Raw genomic sequence first — 21,505 nt, 5'->3', positions numbered from 1 at the left:
AATGAGTCATAGGAATCCTTAACTAAAGTGTTTGTGTGGTAACTACATTTTAGCGAATTACTATGGCTTTTCTTGTATAAAAAAAGGGCAGTAGATTTTAATCTACCACCACAGATTATACAGAACCAAAATAATTGCCTTTGAAAGACGTAAAAAACTGACAGTAAGTACTGACAGCTTTTTACATTTTATAATGAATCACCATTCCAAATTGAGTTTTTCACGATGACATAATCTACTTTGCGTAGGGCATTGAGGTCACGGCCACCAGCGTAGGAAATCGAGCTCTGAAGGTCTTCTTGCATTTCTTTAAGTGTATCTTTTAGAGAGCCTTTGTGCGGCAAGAGGATTTTTTTCCCTTCAACATTTTTATGCTCACCTTTTTGATATTCACTAGCTGAACCAAAATATTCTTTGTAAAGTTTTCCGTCCTGCTCAATGGTTTTACCTGGTGACTCCTCATGTGCGGCGAAGAGAGAGCCTATCATCACCATACTTGCACCAAAACGGACAGATTTTGCAATATCACCATGTGTACGAATCCCACCGTCAGCAATGATTGGCTTACTTGCTGCTTTTGCACACCAACGAAGAGCTGCGAGTTGCCAGCCGCCTGTTCCGAAACCTGTTTTTACCTTAGTGATACAAACTTTTCCTGGACCGATTCCGACTTTAGTCGCATCCGCACCAGCATTTTCCAACTCGCGAACAGCTTCAGGTGTTCCCACATTACCAGCAATAACAAAGACTTGTGGCATGAGACGTTTTATGAGTTGTATCATCTCAATCACAGAGTTGGCATGCCCATGGGCAATATCGATAGTAATGTAATCTGGAATAGTCGCTGTTTCCGCCAAATCACGGACAAACTGACGTTCGTTGTCTTTAACGCCAACAGAAATTGATGCAATGAGATTTTGAGCATGCATCTTTTCGATAAAGTCCTTACGTGTACTTTCTTCAAAGCGGTGCATAATATAGAAATAACCTTGCTTGGCTAACATTTCAGCAATATTTTCGTCGATAATCGTTTGCATATTTGCAGGAACAACAGGAAGTTTAAAAGTATGAGCTCCTAACTTAACTGACGTATCTGCCTCGCTACGACTGTTAATAATACACTTATTTGGGATAAGTTGGATATCTTCGTAATCAAAAACTGGAACCATTGTGTTCATAAAAATGCCTCTTTATTCATTTGTTATTACAGAATACCGACCGAGTTTTCCTCTGTGAAAACTTCTCTAGTTTGGCGATAAATATCTCTGCAACCAAACCTTCCTTATCTATTTTAACGCATATTGCCCTAAAAAAATAGAAAAAAACTGATTTCACATCAGTTTTACGACTCATCGTTCGGTTTTACCGATAAATTTCCTTTGTACCCGTTTATTTCCTGACCAATAAAGGAGAAAAAAGAGGAGCTCAAAGAGAATAAGAAATAGGATAAAAGTGTACATAAAATAATTTTCTGTTAAAACATTGATGATAGGATCTGTATCAGGATTAAAAAGCCACGTATCATCCCAGAAAAAGATTTCATGAAAATAGATAAAAAAGTTATCAAAGCCTATCAAGGCAGCAACCAATCCTATAAACAGAGGCGTACCCATCACAAACCGTATGCCATTGTGATAGACGATAGCCAGATGTTCCTTTAAAAAAAGGAAAATCATCGGGCTTAGTACAATCATAAGGCCTAAAGCAAGCATGAAAAGTTTTTTTACATCTTTAAAGTGCTGCAAAGCCTCTGGAGATGAAGGAAGGTCTGGCATATGCAAGGTGTTTGCAAAGGGATTGACAAGATAAGCCATGAGTATGTTGAAATTATGTCTCAGCGTTTCTGCTGGAAGGCCTGATGCTTGCGGCAAGTTTTCCAGATGAATATCTACATAGAAAAGCGGAACAGCTAAAAGTAAAGTCAAACTGACTGCAGTAGCTGTCCCCCATAAAATAACACTCGTAAAAATTAGGCGTTCTCGCATGCTACACTTCCCAATGTTCCAAGCTTGAAACGACATATGTTGGAGAAATTGGAAGGTTTGGCACTTCTTCTGCTTTAGTGAAGCCCGTCGTGACTAATAAAGTATCAATACCGTTATCAATCCCCGTGCGGATATCTGTCAAGTAGTTATCACCAACCATCAGCAATTCTTCCTTAGGGATTCCTAATTTTTTAACCGCTTTTTCCGTAATGATGGCCTCAGGTTTTCCAATATAAGTTGCTTGCACACGTGTTGCAGCTTCAATCATCTTGACTAATGAACCTGCTCCTGGTAAAAGTCCACGTTCACTTGGGAGATTCAAGTCAGGGTTTGTGCCAATAAATTTAGCTCCCTTATGGATAGCGAGCGTTGCCAAAGCAAGCATCTCATACGTGAGATCAGTATCTAAAGCAACGACAACATAGGCGGGATTTTCACGCTCTTTTTTATAGCCTGCTCCATAGATTGCTTCTTTTAATCCATCTTCACCGATAACATACACCGTCTTTTCCAGACCCAAATCATCCATATAATCTACGGTTGCTGCACTTGCTGTGTAGATTGTATCTAAAGGCGTCTCAATATTAAATTCTGTCGCTAAGCGTTTTTGAACCACGCGCGGCGTTTTCGTTGTATTGTTAGTCAAAAACAAATAAGGAATATTAGCTGCTTGCAAGCGATGAATAAAATCCTCTCCTGCTGGAATGCGATGATTTCCCAGATAAATCGTACCGTCTAAATCAATAAGATAACCCTTATAATTCTTTTTCATCTGTACTTAGTCCTCCTCAATTATTTTCGACCATACAATTTCAATATTAGCATTATCTATACCATCTTTCCTAATGATATGACAGGTTGTATTTCCTTGAAACTCAAAGACAGGTTCAATAAATTCATGATTTCCGTAAAGTAGCTCATGATTGTAACGTATATATATTTTCTTAGGTTCGTATGCCATTCGGAAATCATAGTCTAACTGATCGACAGCCCAGTCAAAATATCTGGCATTGTTAACGTGACCATTCATGTCAAGGTCAGAAAAACGAACCGGAAATGCTAAGTTACAACTTGCCTCTTCTGATAAAGCAAGATATTTATGTGGGCGGGTGATTTTACTGACTTTTGGTGCCTCATAGGGCGCAACAATTTCATCAACCACACGTTCTACTTTTCGGGTATCCTTGTTCATCAAAACCCATGTGGAACTTATTTTGACTAAAATTTCACCGCTATTATTTTTGAAAATGAAGTCACGATAACAGAAAAACTTGTTGTAAGAGGTAGCTTCTGTTTCAATCGTAATAACTTCATTAAATTCTGGAAGCTTGTAAAGATGAATCTCGTACTCAATGACAGCCCAAAAAAGATTAAAGTTCTCATAAACCCATGTGTCACTGCGGTTCAATGTATACGACTGTTCTCCCGAAGTTTGAAGCGCTACGGCAAGAAGGTCAGATATCCTCATTTTTCCTCGAGTATCACTCTCATAAAAGGCGACTTTATGTGTTTGACTGTATTTTATTCCCATTCCTCTATTCTAGCAAAAATAGGCGTAAAAAGCTGGAGTAAAAAAGAATTTTATCAACAAATTTAAAATGAACTTAGCTTTCGTTAATATAGAAAAAAACAGGCTTTCTAGAATTTTTATATTTTTTCAACTTGAATACCCAAAGTTTCAATAAGCTCTTCCTCATAAGGATTTTTGGCATGGTATTCATTGATGTATTTGATATGCTTTACTCCTGCTGCTAATACTAGTTTGAGGCAGGCAATGCAAGGAAAGAGTGTTGTATAAAGAATGGCTCCTTCAGGAGAAACACCGTGTTTCGCTGCTTGTGCAATCGCATTTTGTTCAGCGTGCACTGTAGCAATGCAGTGTCCATCTTTGTCTTCCAAGCATCCAACATCCGTACAGTGTGGCATAAGCGCTACAGAACCGTTATATCCTGTTGAAAGTATCTGACCATCAGCGGTCACTAAAAGTGCTCCCACTTGAGCATGCGTACAGGTCGAACGCTTGGCTACAACCTCAACAATTTCTTTAAAGTACTCTTCCTTTGTTGGCCGTTGAAAATTTTCAATCATCATATTATCCCTTTCCACATCTACAGTTGCTGCATTGGCAACCCTTATTTCTTATATCTTGAAAATTCATTCCTGTGATCTCTGTCAAATCTTCCATATCAGGATACTCTCCTATCAGCATAATTTCACCATCAACAATCGTTAATGGCAGAGCCTGTTCCATATTCTGCATGGCCTGACTGACCAGAGGATGACGGGTAAACCGGTCCGGTTCATCTTCCAAGTTATAGCGTGCTGTTTGCAGTTGTTCATTTTCTGCTTCTTCGCTGAAAGCCGCAAAGACCTGAGCAATGGCAGCTCCAGCACCATCTGATTTTTCCTCATATATTTCGAGTCGCATTTTTTCTCTCAATCTAACGATATTTTTTAACATTATACCATATGCAAACTGCAAATTCAGCAAAAATTTTTATAGAAAAGCTGTCAAAAATGAAAAATCTGAATCACGTAATTTTGTGCACGCCATTCAGATTTTTTATTTTTTATTTTTTATTTTGACTAACATAAGTCGAAACGCTGTTTCTGTCTCAACTTCTTCATTTCGATTTCAAGCAAGGATTCCCATGACTTTACTATAAAGACCATAAGCACCATCAAGGTTTTCTACCTTATAGCCCTCCTGTTTCAAAATACGTTCAGCAGTATAGGAGCGAAGCCCCGATTGACAGCTCACGATATATTCTTTATTTTTATCAAGTTTATCCAGATTTTCACGTAAATCATTTAAAGGAATATTTATTGCTTCTTCAAATCCACCTTGTGCCACTTCGCTTTCTTGACGAACATCTAATAATACTTTGCCTTTAGCAAGTTCTGATTTCAACTGGTGCCATTGGATATTGTCGGACAGCCCCATAGCAATATTTATGGCTGCATAACCAATCATATTCACAGGATCTTTTGCCGAGCCAAACGGTGGTGCATAGGTCAACTCTAACTCTGGAAGATCAAAAACAGTTAGGCTTCCTTTGATTGCTGTAGCTAGAACATCAATGCGTTTATCAACCCCTTTTTCCCCCAAGGCTGATGCACCATAAATTTGTCCATCTTCTGGATTAAAAATAAGTTTAAGTAAAATAGAACTTGCGCCCGGATAATAACCTGCATGATCATTTGCTGTTATGTGTACTGCTTTATACTTCAAGTTCAACTCTTGAGCTTGTCTTTCCGAAATCCCTGTCGAAGCTGCTGTTAAGTTAAAGGCTCTAACGATAGCTGTTCCGATACTTCCTTTATTTGTCACAGGAAGCCCTGATAAAACATCAGCCACTTGGCGCCCTTGACGATTCGCCGGACTTGCGAGAGAGATAAGCGCCTCTTGATTGGTGATTTGATTTTTAACAAGAATAGCATCACCCACAGCATAGATGTCAGGTACTGAAGTTTGATAGTGCTCATCTACGAGAATAGCTCCTCTCATACCCAATGCAATACCAGCATCAGCTGCCAACTTGGACTCTACACGAATCCCTACTGAAAGAATAACTAAATCCGCAGTCAAAACATCGCCATTTTCAAGAATTACTGTCCTGCCTTCATCTTGAAACTCAACGACAGAAAGGCCGGTCATAACGTTTAAGCCATTTCGTTCTAACTCTTCTTCAATGTAGAGAGCCATTTCTTGATCAAGTGTTGGCAAAACATGATCTGCCTTTTCAATAACTGTCACATCCAAACCAAGCTTTCTCAAGTTTTCAGCCATTTCCAAACCGATAAAGCCTGCACCTACAATCACAGCTTGCTTACGATGTTTAATTTCCATATAACCTGTTATCTTATCCAAGTCAGGGATATTGCGCAAACTAAATACATTATGAGCTTCTGCTAAACCTTTTATATCCGGAATGAAAGGACTGGCCCCAGGAGATAAGATAAGCGAATCATAGCTTTCCTTATAGGTCTTTCCATCAGAAACAACCGTTATTTCCTTCAATTCCTTGTCAATAGAAACAACTTCTGAATCAGGACGAACTTCTAGATTAAAACGTTGTTTCAAGCTTTCTGGTGTTTGTAAGATAAGTTTATCTCTAGACTCTATCTCACCTGAAAGATAGTAAGGCAAACCACAGTTCGCAAAAGACACATAAGGCCCTTTATCAAAAACAATAATTTCTGCATCTTCCTGTAAACGACGGAGGCGAGTTGCCGCACTCATCCCTCCAGCAACACCACCAACAATAAGATATTTTTTAGACATTTTTTTCTCCCTACTTTTTAATCCATCATCCCAAACTTGCACCACTGCCTATCTTTATAATTGCTGTTCCTTGTGCCTATAAAGCCTTGCAAGTATCTAACAATTAACAGAATATGTGACTTTTCGCTTCTATCCCACATCTCCTTCAGCCTAATGGATCAGCAGAATATTACCTAATATTGGAACGTGGCTTCGAGTTATGCATGGGTTTTCTCAAATTTCTTAATACACTCATTATATACCCTTAGGGGTATTCAGTCAAGAGATAACTTCTAAGCCACTTCCTAGTAAGATGTATGTCTTATAAAATATTGTACAGTGATGTCCTGTAAAGTCAAGTGCAAAAACAAAAGAGGTCGCTCAGGCGAACCTCTTTTATTCTTCTTTTTTCTTCTTTTGCCGTGCCAGTATAAGCATGACTACAGATAGAATAAAGAGTGTACCTCCGAAACTCCAGTTTTGATAAGCTAGAAGTAAGAGTGATAAACTAAGTAATGCATATATCCAAGCCATATTTAAACCTCCTCGACGTTAAAGAATAATGCTGAACCAAATGAACTTTGTTTAATTAAGCGTTTTGCAGTTTGAGCATCCGTGGCTAAGTTGCTATTCGGACCTCGAAAATAGAGTTTCAATCCCTTTTTTTCCTTATAAGTAAATCCATTTTCTTCTAGAAGTTGAATTACTTTTTCTTGCATCATAGCTACATTAACAATAATCATTGGGTTCCTTTCTGCTTTTTTATAATTCAGGTTCTTCCATCTTGTTTGCTGCAATAACGAATGGCGTCCAAATAGCAAAGGTTACAGCTAGATTGACAATTGCTAAGATAATCGCACGCCAGTCAAATCCTGTAGCAAGAAAGGCATTCATAATTGGCGGTGTTACCCACGGTACAGCACTTACGACTGGATCGACCCAGTGGAGCATTGTTGCGACATAAGCGATGATAACTGCTACCAATGGTGCAATTAAGAATGGAATAAAGAAGATGGCGTTCAGTACGATTGGCATACCGAAGAGCACCGGTTCGTTGATATTGAAGATACCTGGTGCTAGACCAAGACGTCCTACTGTCTTATAATCTTTACGTTTAGAGAAGATCAGAATGGCAAGAATCAAGGTAATGGTACCACCAGATCCACCAAACCAGACAAAGGCATCCCATGAACCACGAACCCAAAGACTGACATAGTCACCGTTAATGGCATGGGCTTTATCAATCGCGCCACGCGCTACTAAGTCACGAATACCGTCTGAGTGAACTTGGAAGTAAAGGGCCTGGTTATTGAGCCCCAGAGGAAGCCAGATACCATCAAGAGCAGGTGCCAAGACGTTTGGTCCGTGAAGTCCAAAGAACCAGAAGATTGAGACGAAGAGTGTGACAATAAGAACTGAGAAAATATTTTGTGAGAGAATTTGGAAGGGTTCTGCAATATAATGTGTAATCAAATTAATTACAGAGTCATTTGTCAATTTATCAATAATATAGTAAATTAAGCTCACCGCATAAATCGCAGTAATCGTCGGAATAATCGCAAGGAAAGCTTTTGCTACTGCTGGTGGGACTGACTCAGGCATCTTGATAGTAATATCTGCTAACATAAGTTTAGCATAAATAATTACTGCAAGGGCACCCATAATGATAATGGTAAAGTAAGCACCAGCATCCATATGTGCAGCAGCAAAGAGTGGTTTCCATGCTGCAAGACCTTGTCCAGTCAGTACGCCATTGATTTTGTCTGTTGCGGCTACACCGGCATCGCTCACACCCAAAGCATCCAAGAATTTTGGCATTTGGTTTGGCAAACCAGCGAAGAGAGTGGCAACTGCTACAACACCACCAGCTAGGTCATTGACACCATAAGCACGCGCCAAATTGTAACCCCAAGAGAATGCAAAGATAAGACCAATAACTGTCAAAGTCCCTTGGTTAACGAGAGCTGAAATATTGTTCAAATCCCCGATGATTGGTGTGTTCGCAAGTGTCCAGACATCTTCTGGTGCAAGTTGTGAAAACTTGGTTGGTCCCAAAACCATCTGCTGAATGGACTGTGGGAAAGTTGTGACGATGGCTGATACCATCGCTGCAAGCGCACCTGTCAGTGTTGCTGGCAGGATACCAATGAATGAGTCACGCAAGGCAACCAGGTGCTTTTGCGACCCTATTTTTGCTGCTACTGGGACGAGATATTTCTCCATCCACATCGTAATTCCGTTCATAGAATTCCTCCTAAAATTTTAATTTATTTGCGTATAAGGTTATAAATTATAGCTCATCACTTTCAATAAATTTAAACGAACTCCAAGGCTTGATGAAGTCAAGTAAGAACATTTCGTCTTCCGAGATACGTCCAACAACATTGACCCGACCATCATTTTTCATTTCCTTCAGAGCGATTTGTGTTTCTCCCTTATATTGACCATATCCATCATTGTCAATAATCACATCGCCTGGTTTTATTGTATCTGTATCATGTGGCGGGAAATCCAAGTCTTTGTAGATAACGCGAGTCATGGTTGAACGTAGCATGTATTCTGAACGGTCGCCACGGTAACTGTGCATCGCTTCAAAAACACATTTGCGTTCATTTTCTGTCATTGTAGGTCGGGGAACCACTTTAAGTTCAGGCATTGGTGCATGGAAGGCTTCTGCCATTTGCTTCAGCTCTGCTTCACTCGCATAGGCATTGGCAATGGTAATGTCGTCAATATCGCCTAAGAGCTTATAATGTTTTACCTGAGTCTTTAGGCTAAGGTTACGATGTTCTTCTAGCGTACATAGACCGTCTTGAGCAGGCCAAGGTCCAAAGGTTGCTTCATGCGAATTCACAAAAGCCATCGTGTTTAAGTTGTACTTCTTGAACTTCTTCGTACATTTTACATAGTGGTCAAATGCCAAGCCTGTATAACGGTGGGGGTAAAAGTTATGACTGCCCAGTAAGTTTTCAATGTTGGGCGAATAGTCCATGATACTGTCCACATAACTTGTTCCCTGACTCATGTTAATCTCTATCTTTAGATTATAAGGGTTGCGAGTCATACGTGCTTCCTCAGCTCCTGTAAATCCAAGGTCTAAACGAATACCATCAGCACCCATTTCATCAAAGAAACTTAAATCATCATAGCTGATGTTAAGTTGTTCAAATAAGGCAGGATTAATATCTACCATGACTTCCATACCAAGACTGTTTGCATAAGCAATCACTTTCGTAAAGCTCTCAAGAACAGCTGCCTTATCTCCCTTAATCTCTAAAAGTGAAGTAAAGACACGGGTGTATCCATATTGGTGAGCCAAGTCTAAATAGGCTTTGTCAGCCTCAAAGTTGGAACGTTCCGGATAAATCGAGATACCTAGTTTTCCCATAATACTCCTTTCTTACTCTAGATTTTCCCACTATCCATTCATCAATGCATCTGCAGCGGCGACGACATTTTTACCATTCATCATGCCGTAATCTTGCATTTTAATCACGTCACAAGGAACACCAACTGCTGCTGCTTTTTTAATAACTTCATTTTTCATATAAGCCACTTGTGGACCGAGAAGCAATACATCTGGTTTCTCTGAACTAGACAACATATTATCAATTTCGGCTACAGACTTTGCGTAGATCTCATAATCTTTTCCTGCTTCTTGTGCGGCTTGCTGCATCTTTGTCACGAGTAATGAGGTTGACATACCTGCTGCACAGGCCAGTGCAATAACTTTATCTGCCATTTTAATGATCTCCTTCTTTTTATCTATACCAATAGTATAGCTATTTCGGAAAGCGATTTCAAATATAATTTGTCCGGACAATATTAAGCGAAAAAACAAATATTTTTTAATGAAACCCTTATTTATAGCGCTTTTATTTTTCTAAAATTAATAAAAACTTCATTTTTTGGCCTAATTTCCGAAACATGTTACAAATTTAGAAACAAAAAAAGTTTTTATTCTTTAGTTTAAGTTAATAAAAACGCCAAATCTTATGAAAAATGTTAAGACTTGACGTTTTTATTGATAACTTTAAAAATATTCACGAAGAATGGCTTTATTCTCCCGTAGGACACGTGCAGTAAATGCACCAATGGTCATTTCTTCTGGCTCGTCTGTTTCAGGGCCAACACAGATATTATTTTGCGGCAAAATATCATCGACAATACGTGCAGCAAATTCAGGTTGGCCGTTCACTTTTAAAAAGGCCTGTAGATTAACGATACGCGCTTGCATATAGGGTCGCAGCTGCAACTGTATTCGCGATGGCTCCGCCAGATCATATTCAAGGAAGACATTTGACGGTGCTGTCCACTTGATAACTTCAAAACTTGCTGCATGGCTGGATACAAAACGATAAAGTGCAGCTTGAGCTTCTTGGGTCAACGTCATACATTCACGAATCACAAAAGCCGTATCCGAAAACTCATAAATTAAGTAGCCTAAAATTTTACCATTTTCCTCATAAGTCGCAAAGAAGGGCTGTGCTTTATGCTTGAAGTAGTATTCCCAAACATGTTGCGGACGGACCAGAGAACCTTGGTTATAGACTTGATCATGGACCTCAGCCATATCTTCAAAAAGTTCTTCACTTACAGTACGACGCTGCACCTGTCCTGCTGTTTTTTTGCCCTTGGGAAATTCTTGGGCAGGTATCGTATAAGCTTTTTGGTCGAAAGCGTAATGATAGCCAAATTGACCATAAAACTGATAAGAAAAAGGTGCCAGATAGCTTAAGGCAGTGCCAGCTTCATAGTTGTCTTCCAAAATATCGGTCATGAGTTTGCGAATACTGCCGTTCCCTCTAAATTCTGGGTAAGAGGCAACATAACCAATCCCTGACATCTTTAGTTTCGCCTCCTTCCAGTAGACATGAAAAGAAGTGTCGATAATCATAGAGGATAATTCACCATTTTCCCGGTAACTGTAAGGTTTTGAAAAACTCAAAAGTTTCTCAAACGCCTCTTCTCTTTCTTTACTTCTTGGCTTATTAAAAGCATACGTAGCCAGTTCGAAAAGTTCATGTTGTTTCTTTTCCATATCGTCACTTCCCACCACTATAAGCTTGTTCAATATGATTTAGAATAGCGACCATTTGACGTTTTTTCCAGTGCCCCAGAAGCGTTCCAACAAACATATCATTCAGTTTTTGAATCATTCCGCTTGAAGTACGGCTTTCCTCGATATTTATTTGAGTCTGCTTACCATTGACCGGCTGAAAGCTCCAGCGCGTATGAAAAGTGTTGCGAATAGTTTTCGTAGTGAAAGCGTAACTGGTGGCTGTCACTACCTCGTCAATCTTAATGGTTCCATGTTGGTTTTTGCCAAATGTTTTTGAGTACTCAAAGCCACTAAGAGACTTGATATCAGGCCTGCGACCGGTATGTTTTTCGATATCATAAAGTGATGAATTCAGAATCTGATTGTAGACAAATTCGACAGGAGCATTAATTGTTTTAGTGATTTTCATATGAGATTTCTCCTATTGCTTAGAATAAAATTTATTAAACATTAAAATCATTTTAACAATTTATGTAAGCTCTTGCAAGATTTTTATGAGTGGTAAACAATTTCTCCTGAACAAAGCGTATATTTTACCTGTCCCAAAAGTTCCTGACCAATAAATGGTGAGTTGCTGGCTTTTGAATCAAAGTTTTCATCCACTTTATAAGTGTTCTTGGCATCGAAAATGGTGATATCGGCCGGGCCGCCTTCCGCTAAATATCCTGCATCAAAACCATACAGTTTGGCTGGATTAGCAGTCATTTTTTCTAATAATTGAATCAGCTCGAGATGCCCAGGCGCTACCAGATGCGTAAGCCCAAGTTGCAAAGAAGTTTCCAAGCCAATCATGCCGCTCGGTGCTTTAGCCAGAGCAACATTTTTTTCTTCATGTGTATGTGGGGCATGATCGGTAGCGATAACACTAATAGTATTATCTTTCAAACCTTCCAAGATTTTTGCAATATCTTTTGTCTGACGCAGTGGAGGATTAAGCTTGGCATTTGTCCCTATCTCTAGTACTGCTTGCTCTGTCAATGAAAAATGTTGCGGTGTGACTTCAGCACTGACTTTTGCGCCCATCTTTTGCGCAAAACGAACTACATCTACACTTTCTCCAGCGGATAAATGTTGAATATGTAAACGGGCTTGAGTATCCAAAGCCAGCATGGCATCACGTGCTATCATACTGTATTCGGCCACCTTTGTCGCTCCTGTCAGGCCACATTGATGTGCCACTTCGCCTTCATTGATTCCAAGCGTATCCACTAAGTTGGGATCTTCCTCGTGAATAGAGAGCAGACTATCGGTTTTCTTGGCTTTCTTTAATGCTTCATGTAAAACGCCTGAATCACTGAGTGGAATACCGTCATCCGAAAATCCAACTGCGCCTGCCGCCAGTAAAGTATCAAAATCCGTCAAATGTTGTCCATCAAAATCTTTGGTAATAGAAGCAACGGACTTAATATGAATCTTCTCTTCATTTGCAAGTTTCAGTGTTTCTGCAAGTACTTCAGGACTTGATAAAATCGGTTTAGTATTTGCCATCATCACAACCGTCGTAAAGCCACCGCGTGCTGCAGATAAAGCCCCAGTGTGTATCGTCTCTTTATGCGTTTGACCTGGTTCACGGAAATGCACATGAATATCGATGAGCCCTGGTGCAACAATCAAGTTGCTGGCATCAATAATTTCCGCATCTTCTTCTTCCAAATCTTTGGCAATACGAATAATCTTTTTGTCTTGAATTAACACATCCGCAACTTGATCAAAACCCGTCTTAGGATCGATTACACGGCCATTTTTTATGAGTATCATCTGTTCCCTTTCTTGCATTTTACATAATATTTATTATGTTATTTATTCCACGTTTCCTGATTGTCCTTGAATTTTTTAAGCATTTCAAGTTCATCCTCTGTTACATAACCCGTTTCCTGTGCGATTTGAATCAGTTCAGAATAATTTGTCAAAGTATGTAGCGGTACTTGGGCTTGTTCAAATTTTAAGGTTGCTTTTTCCAACTGATAGGTAAAGATAGCGATAACACCTAACACCTCGATGCCTTCACGTTGTGCCGCAGCAACCGCCTCTAATACTGAACCTCCTGTTGAAATCAAATCTTCAACCACAACCATTTTCTGTCCCTTCGAAACACGACCTTCTATCTGGTTACCTGCCCCGTGATCTTTTGGTTTGCTGCGGATGTAGGCAAAAGGAAGCTCCAGATAATCAGCGATAATCGCACCATGAGGAATACCGGCTGTAGCTGTACCTGCAATCACTTCAACCTCTGGAAATTCTGCCTTGACCAAATCCGCAAAAGCCTGCTCAATACGTGTACGTACTTCTGGATAAGCCAAAGTCACACGGTTGTCTGTGTAGATAGGAGACTGAATCCCGCTCGCCCAAGTGAAAGGCGCGCTTGGCGATAAGCTTACAGCTTTTATTTCTAATAAATCAGCAGCAATAGTTTTTGATAATGACATATTTTCCTCTTTTCTAGTCCTTTAAGTTAGTCTGAACAGCACGGTATTATAGAAAAAAACACCTGCAGAAAGCTGCAAGTGCGTAAAAAAATATGCCGATAATACTTAGAATGCTCCTAAATACTATATAAATAGACAATTATACGGTTTCCTTGCTAGCCTCTCGTGCTAATTTAAAGGTTCATCGCTATATAGTCTAACAGATTTAGTCGAAGTTTGCAATCATAAACTCTATTTAAAAAAAACAAGATTGTCAACGTGATTTTCTAAGCTCTAAAGTCATGTCATACCAAATCTCGCCGCCCCATTGAGATTCAGAAATGCCCTTGTTGACAAATCCATATCTTTCATAATAGCCCACCAGATAATCATGACAAGTTAAGCTCACACCTCGCCGATTTTTCAGTCGCGCCTGCTCGATAAAGCGGGACATCAGCTCCTTGGCGATTCCTTGCCCCTGATAATCAGGATGAACTGCCAAACTTGTGATTTTCTGATAGCCATAAAAATTCGGGTTACGCTCCGAGTGCTCAAACATTCTATCCTCCACAAAATGACCAGCTGTCACAGGACCAGCCACATATCCCACAACTGTACCCCTTTCGTTATGTGCCACCAAAAATGAGTCGCTAATACGTTCAATTTGTTCCAGCATTGACTCTCGTGAGGAAGCTTCATTTGGCGAAAAATCCGTCGTTTCAATGTGCATGATTCCACCTAAATCCGAAATTTTTGCATAGTCATAAGTAATTTTTTCCATAGTATTTCTTTCTGATAGATTATTTTTTCTGTTTCAGCATCATAAACTTTCCAGACTCTCCATTACTTCCAGTAAATTCATCTCGGCTTCTTCTTTTTGTACAGCCAGTTGATCCAGCTCTGCTTGGAGTTCACCCAGTTTAACAAAATCATCTGTTACCTCTAACATGGCGTGTGAAATTTCTTCGCTTTGCTTTTCCAAAGTGGCAAGCTTTTCTTCTGCAGCATTGACTTCACGTTCTAATCTTCGGCGGATTTTCTGCGCCTCTTTCTGCTGTGCATAGTCCATCTGACCCGCACTTTCTGGCTTTTCTTCCCAAACAACTTCTTGATGCGCCTCTTCTTCTTGAAGTTTTTTCTCCAAATAGTAATCATAATCGCCCAGATAAAGTTTACTTCCTTGTGGCGATATTTCGAGGACTTTGGTTGCCACACGGTTAATAAAATAGCGGTCATGACTGACAAAAAGTAAGGTGCCGTCAAAGTCTATCAAGCTATTTTCTAGCACTTCACGGCTATCAATATCCAAGTGGTTGGTGGGTTCATCCAATACAAGAAAATTGTCATGTTGCAGGGCAAGTTTTGCCAAGAGAAGGCGTGCTTTTTCTCCCCCGGATAACATCGAAACGGTCTTTTTCACATCTTCACCGCTGAAAAGGAAAGCGCCTAAAAGATTGCGAATCTCTACTTCTGGTAAAAGACGATGTTCATTCCAAATCTCGTCAAGAACACTATTAGAAGACGTTAGACGTCCCTGTTCTTGGTCATAATAGCCTAAGTCGACATTGGCACCAAGCTTTACTTGACCCTTAAGAAGAGGAATTTGACCCACAATCGACTTAATCAACGTTGTTTTCCCGATACCGTTTGGTCCTACAATAGCAATAGCATCGTGTTTTCGTGTATCGATATTGATAGGCTCGGACAGCACTTTATCATAGCCTACAGCTGCATCCTCCACCGTAAGGACGATATTGCCCGACTTTTTAGCTGGAGAAAAAGTCATGTGTGCAGCAGCTTCACTTCCGGTTGGTGCTTCGATACGTTCCATCTTTTCCAGCTTCTTCTGACGAGATTGGGCACGTTTTGTTGTGGAGGCACGAACCATGTTTCGAGCAACGAAATCTTCTAGTCTTTCGATTTCTTTTTGTTGCTTGTCATAGTTTTTTTGCTCAGTGGCGAGCATCTCTGCCTTGAGTTCGATATATTTACTGTAATTCCCCGCAAAGCGTGTCAGCTTGCCGCGTGAAATCTCTAAGGTCTCAGTGACAACCTTATCCAAGAAATAACGGTCGTGACTGACAATCAAAAGACTTCCTGAATAGTTTTTCAGGTAAGTTTCTAACCAAGCCAGTGTTTCAATATCCAAATGATTGGTTGGTTCGTCCAAAATCAGCAAATCAGGCTTTTCTAAAAGCATTTTTGCCAGAGCTAATCGCGTTTTTTGTCCGCCAGATAAGGAAGAAATGGCACGGTCCCACATCTTTTCATCAAAACGAAAACCATTAAGTACTGACTTGATCTCTGCTTCATAGGTAAAACCGTTGGCTTGACGGAATTCCTCGGACAAAGCATCATAACGGTGCATCAAACTCTCTAAGTCGGCACCCGTTAATTCAGACATTTGCATCTCCATCTGACGCAATTGTTGCTCTGTTTGGCGAAGTTTTTCAAAGACCGTCAACATTTCTTCAAAAATAGTTAATTCTGAAGAAAGTCCTGTATCTTGAGCCAAATAATTTAAATGCAAGTCCTTGACTTTAGAAATCGACCCGGCAGATGGTTCCTCAACCCCTGCGATAATCTTCAATAAAGTCGATTTCCCCGCACCATTTCGTCCGACTAAAGCCATGCGTGAGTGGTCCTGAAGATTAAAATTTATATTTTCAAATAAAACATCGCCACCAAAAGTGCGTGCTATCCCGTTTCCTTGTAGTAAAATCATTCTTCTATTTTAACATAAAAATGTTGAAGGTAAAGGACCTGCCTCATGAAATCAATATAACTTAAGAATGTTACACTAAGTCCCCATAAATTCTAGTCAGAAAATGAAAAAAAAAGAGAGCGCTGGGCTCCCTTTGTTTATACTGTCTTCAGTTCTTGTACAATATCTTTGGCAATTTTTTCGGGTATTGTGGTTGGCGCGTAACGTGCAACAACTTCCCCTTGGCGATTAATTAGAAACTTGGTGAAATTCCACTTGATATTCTTGCCTAGAGGGCTACCTTTTTCCTCTTTTAGCCAAGTGTATAATGGACTTTCGTTTTCTCCATTGACATCAATTTTTTGGAAACGAGGGAAGGTCGTGCCGTAGTTAAGGCTGCAAAATTGATTGATCTCCTCGGCTGTTCCTGGAGCTTGTTCTTTGAACTGGTTGCAAGGAAAGTCAAGTATCTCTAACCCCTCATCTTTGTACTCCTCATAGAGCTTTTGGAGTCCGTCATATTGTGGTGTAAAGCCACACTTTGTAGCAGTATTGACAACGAGTAACACCTTTCCTTCATAAGCAGAGAGAGAAACATCTTCTCCTTGACTCCCTTTGACAGTAAAATCATAAATCGACATAAGAACTTCCTTTCTGTATGGCTAGAATTGCTATTGATTATAGCACTTGCTCTATAGGCTGTCAAAGGATACTACTTTCGCATAAAAACTTTAAGGCGCTGAATCTCATCGAGGGTAAAGGTAAGGATGCCGACCAAACGCTCCTCCTCATCCGTCACAGCTAAAGCGATCAGGTCAAGCTCCTTTACCTTCTGGGCGACCTGTTCTTGGTCGTCCGATGTTTTAACAGAGAACGGCTGTTGAGACATTACATCCTGGATAAGCACCTTAGGGTTTACTGTCAAAAGCTGCCCTAGAGTGATGAAGCCTTGAAGTTTTTCCTGCATATCAACGACAAAGAGGATATAGATGTTTTCTTTACGTCGTGCTTCATCCGAAACTTTAGACAGGGCTTCCTCCTGTGTCAACTCTCCCGTCAAAGTCACATACTCTGTCGTCATGATTCTTCCTGCGGTTTCTGGTGTATAGGCTTGAAGTTTGAGTGTCTCCTCTCGGTTTGCAGCGCTTAAGATACTTAGAAAACTCTTGAACTGCTTCTCCGGTAATCGATCAAAAAGCTTCACCCTATCATCAGGCGAGAGCTGGTTCAGGATACTCTGTACCATCGGTGGCTTGAGTGTGGATAAAAGATTTTTTTGCTGGCTGATGCGCAGTACTTTAAACAACTCGAGCGCTTTATCTTCCGCTAGAGCTTCAAAGAGACTGCCTTGTTCATCAATCTTTAAGTGCAGCAAGATCTCTTTCAACTCGTGTTTGGGCAGGTCTTGCAGCATGGCTTGAAGTTTTTTAAACTCTTTATTTCTAATATAATAGCCTATCAGTTCTTCCATGGTGGTTTTCCTCTTTTGCATTTCTCTCTAAATTCTAATACTTTTGTTATAAACCACCAAGCGATATAAAAAGACCGAAGGAGCCTTCGGTCTTTCGTCATCTTCCTTATTTTCTGCCCCGTATCACATAGCCGCAAACAAACCCAATCAAGCCCACAGCAATAATACCGTAGAACATGGGAATATCAATAGTGAAAAATAGCATATTTATCCTGACAGGCGCAAAGTTCAGGACTGCAAAGGTAAGGACAAGCAAAAGAATCAAGAGAACCAAAATTCTTTTTGCTGTGAAAAAACTTTTAACTTTTTCCATATGTAAAGTTCCTTTCCAAGATTATTATACTGCTATTTTAGCATAATCTCTTATCCCCTCTCAAAAAGTTCCTCTTACCAAATTTTGACGTTAAAGACTTCCTTAATCCCCGATAAGATAAAGGTTGGTAAGGCCGGTACAAAGAGGACGAGAAGATAAACAGGTAAGCTCAATGGCGCAGTTCCCATGACAACATTAAAGAATGGAATTATCGTTACTAAGAAAGAAGAAATTCCTGCAAAGACAACAGCAAGGACTAAACGTGGATTGCCGAATGGATTTCTTCTGAAGAGAGTTTGTGAACTTCTTGCATCAAAAACATGCCATAATTGCCCATAAACGAGGGTTAAGAAGGCAACCGTTTGTGCTTCATTGCTTGACATGCCTTGTTTGGCTGCCCAAACAAAGGCGACAAAGACCATCAGCCCCATGATTGTCCCACGTATCAAAACCCTCGACCATGTGTAGTTGGCAAGGACAGACTCTTTTGGATCACGCGGTTTTTCATTCATAATGTCTGACTCGGCGACATCGTATCCTAGAGCAAAGCATGGTACGGCATCACTGACCATATTGACCCAAAGGACCATTAAGGCTGTTAAAGTCGGTGTTGTATAGTCAACATTACCGATACTTACAGTGAAGAAAAGCAAGCCCAATATCAGGGAAAGCACTTCTGCGACATTGGTGGTCAACTCATGACGGATAAAGTTCTTAATGTTGGCGTAAATCGTTCTTCCGTTTTCAACTGTTTTTTCGATCGTCGTAAACTTGTCATCAAGTAATATCAAGTCGGCAGAGTCCTTGGTTACCTCAGTTCCCGCGATACCCATGGCTATACCAATATCAGCTGCTCTCAGGGCGGGTGCATCATTAACACCGTCACCTGTCATCGCCACACCTTCTCCGTGTTTTTGCAGTTGCTTCACTATTCTTTGCTTGTGTTCAGGAGAAACCCGCGCATAAACATTTGTCGTTTTAACGGCAGTGTAAAGTTCTTCATCTGTCATTTCTTCAATTTCGATACCTTTGATGACTTTAGCCTCTTTGGATTTTACAATACCTAGATTATAAGCAATCGCACGTGCTGTATTCTCATGATCGCCTGTAATCATAACGACTTCGACACTGGCATCTTGCAATGTTTTGACAGAGTCCTTAACTTCTTCACGAGCAGGGTCAATAATGCCTGCGACACCTGTCAAGATAATATCTTTCTCTAAATCTTCCAGCTTGCCTTGTTCTGCTTCTTCCTTGCTGAGGATACGGTAACCTACCGCCAAGGTACGCAAAGCTTCATTGGCATAGTCATTTACGGTAGTGATAAATTTTTGTTTTTCACTTTCTTCGGTATTTAATTCACCATCAATCAAAAGGGCACGACTTTTCTCAACCAGAACATCTGGCGCTCCCTTGATATAGAGAAGGTAGTTGTCGCCTTTTTTGACGATGACACTCATTGTTTTACGGTCACTGGTGAAGGGCAGTGTCCTGATGAGCACGTGCGATTCTAAAAGTTGAGTTTTTGTGCGGCCAGCTTTTTGCCCTAAAACGGTCAAGGCAATTTCAGTTGGATTACCAAAGGGCACGAATTTTCCTTCAACTTCTTTGAGATCTGACTCGTTACACAAAAGGGCGCCAGCGATAAAGGCCGAAAATGAAGAAGCTTGCTCGTCTTCGGACAGACTACGAATTTCCCCTTCTGGAGTATAGCCCAAACCAGAAACTTCATAGTATTGACCGTTTGTATAGAAATGTGTAACGGTCATTTCATTTTTGGTAAGTGTTCCTGTTTTATCTGAACAGATGTAGGAAGTGCTTCCTAATGTTTCCACACTGTTAAGTGACTTGATAAGCCCCTTATTCTTCGCCATTTTGGCAGCGCCAATCGTTAAAACAATCGAAAGCACAGCAGGTAGAGCATCAGGTATAGAGGCTACAGCTAAGGCGATTGAGGTTGATAAAACAGATGTAATTGATGCTATGCTTAATTCACCAGCTTGGATGATACCCACTACGAGAGTAAAGACAACGATACCTGCTGAGACTAGCATCAATGTTTTGGTTAACTTATGAACCGTATTTTGCAGCGGCGATGTCCTGTTTTCAACAGCTTGAATCAACTTGGCAATTTTACCAAGTTCGGTATGTTCACCAACAGCCACAACAATCCCTAAGCCTTGTCCACCAGAAACGCTTGAACCGGAGAAGCCCATATTATGACGATCACCTAGCTCTGTCGTCTCGAGAATTGCCTCTGTATGCTTGCTGATCGCATCTGCTTCTCCAGTCAAATGTGACTCGATAACTTGGAGTTCATTGGTTTCAATCCAGCGGACATCTGCTTCGACAAAATCTCCTATAGAGGCTTTGACGATATCGCCTGTGACAAGTTCCGTTGAGTAGATTTTTTCAAACTGCCCATTTCGTAAAACGGTCACATAACGGTTGTTCATCTCTTTAAGTGCATTTAAACTTTTGCGCGCACTGATTTCTTGATAGAAACCTAAAAAGGCATTGATAAGAATTAAGATTAAGATCGCAATGGCTTCATACATTGCTTCTAGACCATGCTTGCTGTCATTTTGAAAGTGAAAGGCATGGTAGGAGCTCACAAATGATAAGGCAACCGCTCCGAGTAACACAATAACAATCGGTTCTTTAAAACTTTTAAGAAATGTGGCTAAATATGATTCTTCCTCTTCATCAGGAAGTTTATTTTCGCCATAAAGCTCTCTTTGCTTCAGGACTTGTTCGTCAGTCAGACCTGTTTTTGGGTCCACCAAAAACTCCGCAATAACTTCTTCTTTTGCTTTTTTATAAAATTCCAAAAGCTTCCTCCTTGTATTTTCGACAGTTAGGGTTACACTTCGCTTTTTCTTAGACAATCTAAAGAAAAAAGAATGTAAACAAAAAGGACGCAAGCTATCAAAAAACCTCCTCCTTACCCTCGGAGGAAATCTCTTGAAGCTTGCGCCCAACCTATATTTATCGTCTATTTAGTTTTGAGTGAATGGATAGAACTCCCAAACATGTCTTTCTATTGTATCATAATCTTAGGATTTTTTAAAATTTTTTAAGCATTTTGTTTTGCATATCACTGCAAGACTTTTCCAGATATTCGCCTCTGAAAAATCACTGGGTTATTATTTCTATATGTTTGATGTCCATGCACCGTCTTGGTCGCGGAGGATGAGGGCGGGCCACTGTCCTCCTATCGCTGAGTTCGTCGCATTCCAATGATTGATTACATTAAATGTTCCTGTTGAACCTCCTACTGGCATTACCAACCAAGGATGCC

General features: G+C 40.3%; 22 protein-coding genes. All 22 read right to left on the bottom strand.

Annotated elements, in window-relative coordinates; genetic code table 11:
* Positions 1-188 precede the first annotated feature (188 nt).
* The 22 genes from guaC to ACGHCK_RS10660 all read right to left on the bottom strand — a co-directional run bounded on the left by guaC (position 189) and on the right by ACGHCK_RS10660 (position 21,035).
* Positions 189-1,178, bottom strand: a complete 990-nt coding sequence (gene guaC, locus ACGHCK_RS10765) for a GMP reductase (protein WP_202230617.1) — start codon at positions 1,176-1,178, stop codon at positions 189-191.
* Between the two features lie 171 nt (positions 1,179-1,349).
* Positions 1,350-1,985: a TIGR01906 family membrane protein gene (locus tag ACGHCK_RS10760; protein ID WP_271328274.1), complete on the bottom strand. Its 636-nt coding sequence runs from the start codon at positions 1,983-1,985 to the stop codon at positions 1,350-1,352.
* A gap of 1 nt (position 1,986) precedes the next feature.
* Positions 1,987-2,757: a TIGR01457 family HAD-type hydrolase gene (locus ACGHCK_RS10755; RefSeq protein WP_251420770.1), complete on the bottom strand. Its 771-nt coding sequence runs from the start codon at positions 2,755-2,757 to the stop codon at positions 1,987-1,989.
* A gap of 6 nt (positions 2,758-2,763) precedes the next feature.
* Positions 2,764-3,516 carry an acyl-[acyl-carrier-protein] thioesterase gene (locus tag ACGHCK_RS10750; RefSeq protein ID WP_251420767.1) on the bottom strand — a complete coding sequence of 251 codons (753 nt, stop codon included), beginning with the start codon at positions 3,514-3,516 and terminating at the stop codon, positions 2,764-2,766.
* Positions 3,517-3,632: 116 nt separating this feature from the next.
* On the bottom strand, positions 3,633-4,073 hold the full coding sequence (locus ACGHCK_RS10745) for a deoxycytidylate deaminase (RefSeq protein WP_202230635.1): 441 nt from the start codon (positions 4,071-4,073) through the stop codon (positions 3,633-3,635).
* A gap of 4 nt (positions 4,074-4,077) precedes the next feature.
* Positions 4,078-4,413 (bottom strand): arsenic metallochaperone ArsD family protein, encoded by a 336-nt coding sequence (locus ACGHCK_RS10740; RefSeq protein WP_251420765.1) that lies wholly within the window; start codon positions 4,411-4,413, stop codon positions 4,078-4,080.
* Between the two features lie 207 nt (positions 4,414-4,620).
* Positions 4,621-6,270, bottom strand: a complete 1,650-nt coding sequence (locus ACGHCK_RS10735) for an FAD-dependent oxidoreductase (RefSeq protein WP_202230612.1) — start codon at positions 6,268-6,270, stop codon at positions 4,621-4,623.
* 375 nt (positions 6,271-6,645) lie between these two features.
* Entirely contained in the window at positions 6,646-6,783 is a 138-nt protein-coding gene (locus ACGHCK_RS10730) for a hypothetical protein (protein WP_014024702.1), read from the bottom strand.
* Between the two features lie 2 nt (positions 6,784-6,785).
* Entirely contained in the window at positions 6,786-6,992 is a 207-nt protein-coding gene (locus ACGHCK_RS10725) for a hypothetical protein (protein ID WP_202230611.1), read from the bottom strand.
* Positions 6,993-7,011: 19 nt separating this feature from the next.
* On the bottom strand, positions 7,012-8,493 hold the full coding sequence (locus ACGHCK_RS10720) for a PTS sugar transporter subunit IIC (RefSeq protein ID WP_251420764.1): 1,482 nt from the start codon (positions 8,491-8,493) through the stop codon (positions 7,012-7,014).
* 46 nt (positions 8,494-8,539) lie between these two features.
* Positions 8,540-9,637: a DUF871 domain-containing protein gene (locus ACGHCK_RS10715; RefSeq protein ID WP_251420762.1), complete on the bottom strand. Its 1,098-nt coding sequence runs from the start codon at positions 9,635-9,637 to the stop codon at positions 8,540-8,542.
* Positions 9,638-9,667: 30 nt separating this feature from the next.
* The gene (locus ACGHCK_RS10710; protein WP_202230608.1) at positions 9,668-9,991 is read right to left on the bottom strand and encodes a PTS sugar transporter subunit IIB; all 324 of its coding nucleotides are present in this window, start codon (positions 9,989-9,991) and stop codon (positions 9,668-9,670) included.
* Positions 9,992-10,282: 291 nt separating this feature from the next.
* A complete protein-coding gene (locus ACGHCK_RS10705; protein ID WP_251420760.1) occupies positions 10,283-11,290 on the bottom strand; it encodes a GNAT family N-acetyltransferase in 1,008 nt (335 codons plus the stop codon).
* A 4-nt stretch (positions 11,291-11,294) separates the two neighbouring features.
* Positions 11,295-11,720: a DUF3284 domain-containing protein gene (locus ACGHCK_RS10700; protein WP_202231411.1), complete on the bottom strand. Its 426-nt coding sequence runs from the start codon at positions 11,718-11,720 to the stop codon at positions 11,295-11,297.
* Between the two features lie 83 nt (positions 11,721-11,803).
* A complete protein-coding gene (locus ACGHCK_RS10695) occupies positions 11,804-13,069 on the bottom strand; it encodes a dihydroorotase (protein WP_251420758.1) in 1,266 nt (421 codons plus the stop codon).
* A gap of 38 nt (positions 13,070-13,107) precedes the next feature.
* A complete protein-coding gene (gene pyrE, locus ACGHCK_RS10690) occupies positions 13,108-13,737 on the bottom strand; it encodes an orotate phosphoribosyltransferase (protein WP_251420756.1) in 630 nt (209 codons plus the stop codon).
* A 253-nt stretch (positions 13,738-13,990) separates the two neighbouring features.
* The gene (locus tag ACGHCK_RS10685; protein WP_251420754.1) at positions 13,991-14,497 is read right to left on the bottom strand and encodes a GNAT family N-acetyltransferase; all 507 of its coding nucleotides are present in this window, start codon (positions 14,495-14,497) and stop codon (positions 13,991-13,993) included.
* 39 nt (positions 14,498-14,536) lie between these two features.
* Entirely contained in the window at positions 14,537-16,441 is a 1,905-nt protein-coding gene (locus ACGHCK_RS10680) for an ABC-F family ATP-binding cassette domain-containing protein (protein WP_251420752.1), read from the bottom strand.
* A 137-nt stretch (positions 16,442-16,578) separates the two neighbouring features.
* Positions 16,579-17,061 (bottom strand): glutathione peroxidase, encoded by a 483-nt coding sequence (locus ACGHCK_RS10675; protein WP_202231406.1) that lies wholly within the window; start codon positions 17,059-17,061, stop codon positions 16,579-16,581.
* Positions 17,062-17,132: 71 nt separating this feature from the next.
* On the bottom strand, positions 17,133-17,891 hold the full coding sequence (locus ACGHCK_RS10670) for a magnesium transporter MgtE N-terminal domain-containing protein (RefSeq protein WP_251420749.1): 759 nt from the start codon (positions 17,889-17,891) through the stop codon (positions 17,133-17,135).
* A gap of 106 nt (positions 17,892-17,997) precedes the next feature.
* A complete protein-coding gene (locus tag ACGHCK_RS10665; RefSeq protein ID WP_251420747.1) occupies positions 17,998-18,204 on the bottom strand; it encodes a hypothetical protein in 207 nt (68 codons plus the stop codon).
* Positions 18,205-18,278: 74 nt separating this feature from the next.
* Complete coding sequence (locus ACGHCK_RS10660) at positions 18,279-21,035, bottom strand: cation-translocating P-type ATPase (RefSeq protein ID WP_271328275.1); 2,757 nt, start codon at positions 21,033-21,035, stop codon at positions 18,279-18,281.
* Positions 21,036-21,505 lie beyond the last annotated feature (470 nt).

This window comes from Lactococcus muris (assembly GCF_042849115.1).
Classification (GTDB): domain Bacteria; phylum Bacillota; class Bacilli; order Lactobacillales; family Streptococcaceae; genus Lactococcus; species Lactococcus muris.
The sequence above is the reverse complement of the archived record's forward strand: the minus strand, read 5'-3'. Positions and strand labels throughout refer to the sequence as shown.

Coding starts and splice junctions, on each gene's coding strand:
- ACGHCK_RS10725 (WP_202230611.1), bottom strand. CDS start 6,992: ATGATTATTGTTAATGTAGCTATGATGCAAGAAAAAGTAATTCAACTT.
- ACGHCK_RS10755 (WP_251420770.1), bottom strand. CDS start 2,757: ATGAAAAAGAATTATAAGGGTTATCTTATTGATTTAGACGGTACGATT.
- ACGHCK_RS10735 (WP_202230612.1), bottom strand. CDS start 6,270: ATGTCTAAAAAATATCTTATTGTTGGTGGTGTTGCTGGAGGGATGAGT.
- ACGHCK_RS10700 (WP_202231411.1), bottom strand. CDS start 11,720: ATGAAAATCACTAAAACAATTAATGCTCCTGTCGAATTTGTCTACAAT.
- ACGHCK_RS10730 (WP_014024702.1), bottom strand. CDS start 6,783: ATGGCTTGGATATATGCATTACTTAGTTTATCACTCTTACTTCTAGCT.
- ACGHCK_RS10710 (WP_202230608.1), bottom strand. CDS start 9,991: ATGGCAGATAAAGTTATTGCACTGGCCTGTGCAGCAGGTATGTCAACC.
- ACGHCK_RS10685 (WP_251420754.1), bottom strand. CDS start 14,497: ATGGAAAAAATTACTTATGACTATGCAAAAATTTCGGATTTAGGTGGA.
- ACGHCK_RS10760 (WP_271328274.1), bottom strand. CDS start 1,985: ATGCGAGAACGCCTAATTTTTACGAGTGTTATTTTATGGGGGACAGCT.
- ACGHCK_RS10670 (WP_251420749.1), bottom strand. CDS start 17,891: ATGGAAGAACTGATAGGCTATTATATTAGAAATAAAGAGTTTAAAAAA.
- ACGHCK_RS10675 (WP_202231406.1), bottom strand. CDS start 17,061: ATGTCGATTTATGATTTTACTGTCAAAGGGAGTCAAGGAGAAGATGTT.
- guaC (WP_202230617.1), bottom strand. CDS start 1,178: ATGAACACAATGGTTCCAGTTTTTGATTACGAAGATATCCAACTTATC.
- ACGHCK_RS10750 (WP_251420767.1), bottom strand. CDS start 3,516: ATGGGAATAAAATACAGTCAAACACATAAAGTCGCCTTTTATGAGAGT.
- ACGHCK_RS10665 (WP_251420747.1), bottom strand. CDS start 18,204: ATGGAAAAAGTTAAAAGTTTTTTCACAGCAAAAAGAATTTTGGTTCTC.
- ACGHCK_RS10705 (WP_251420760.1), bottom strand. CDS start 11,290: ATGGAAAAGAAACAACATGAACTTTTCGAACTGGCTACGTATGCTTTT.
- ACGHCK_RS10695 (WP_251420758.1), bottom strand. CDS start 13,069: ATGATACTCATAAAAAATGGCCGTGTAATCGATCCTAAGACGGGTTTT.
- ACGHCK_RS10715 (WP_251420762.1), bottom strand. CDS start 9,637: ATGGGAAAACTAGGTATCTCGATTTATCCGGAACGTTCCAACTTTGAG.
- pyrE (WP_251420756.1), bottom strand. CDS start 13,737: ATGTCATTATCAAAAACTATTGCTGCTGATTTATTAGAAATAAAAGCT.
- ACGHCK_RS10680 (WP_251420752.1), bottom strand. CDS start 16,441: ATGATTTTACTACAAGGAAACGGGATAGCACGCACTTTTGGTGGCGAT.
- ACGHCK_RS10740 (WP_251420765.1), bottom strand. CDS start 4,413: ATGCGACTCGAAATATATGAGGAAAAATCAGATGGTGCTGGAGCTGCC.
- ACGHCK_RS10745 (WP_202230635.1), bottom strand. CDS start 4,073: ATGATTGAAAATTTTCAACGGCCAACAAAGGAAGAGTACTTTAAAGAA.
- ACGHCK_RS10720 (WP_251420764.1), bottom strand. CDS start 8,493: ATGAACGGAATTACGATGTGGATGGAGAAATATCTCGTCCCAGTAGCA.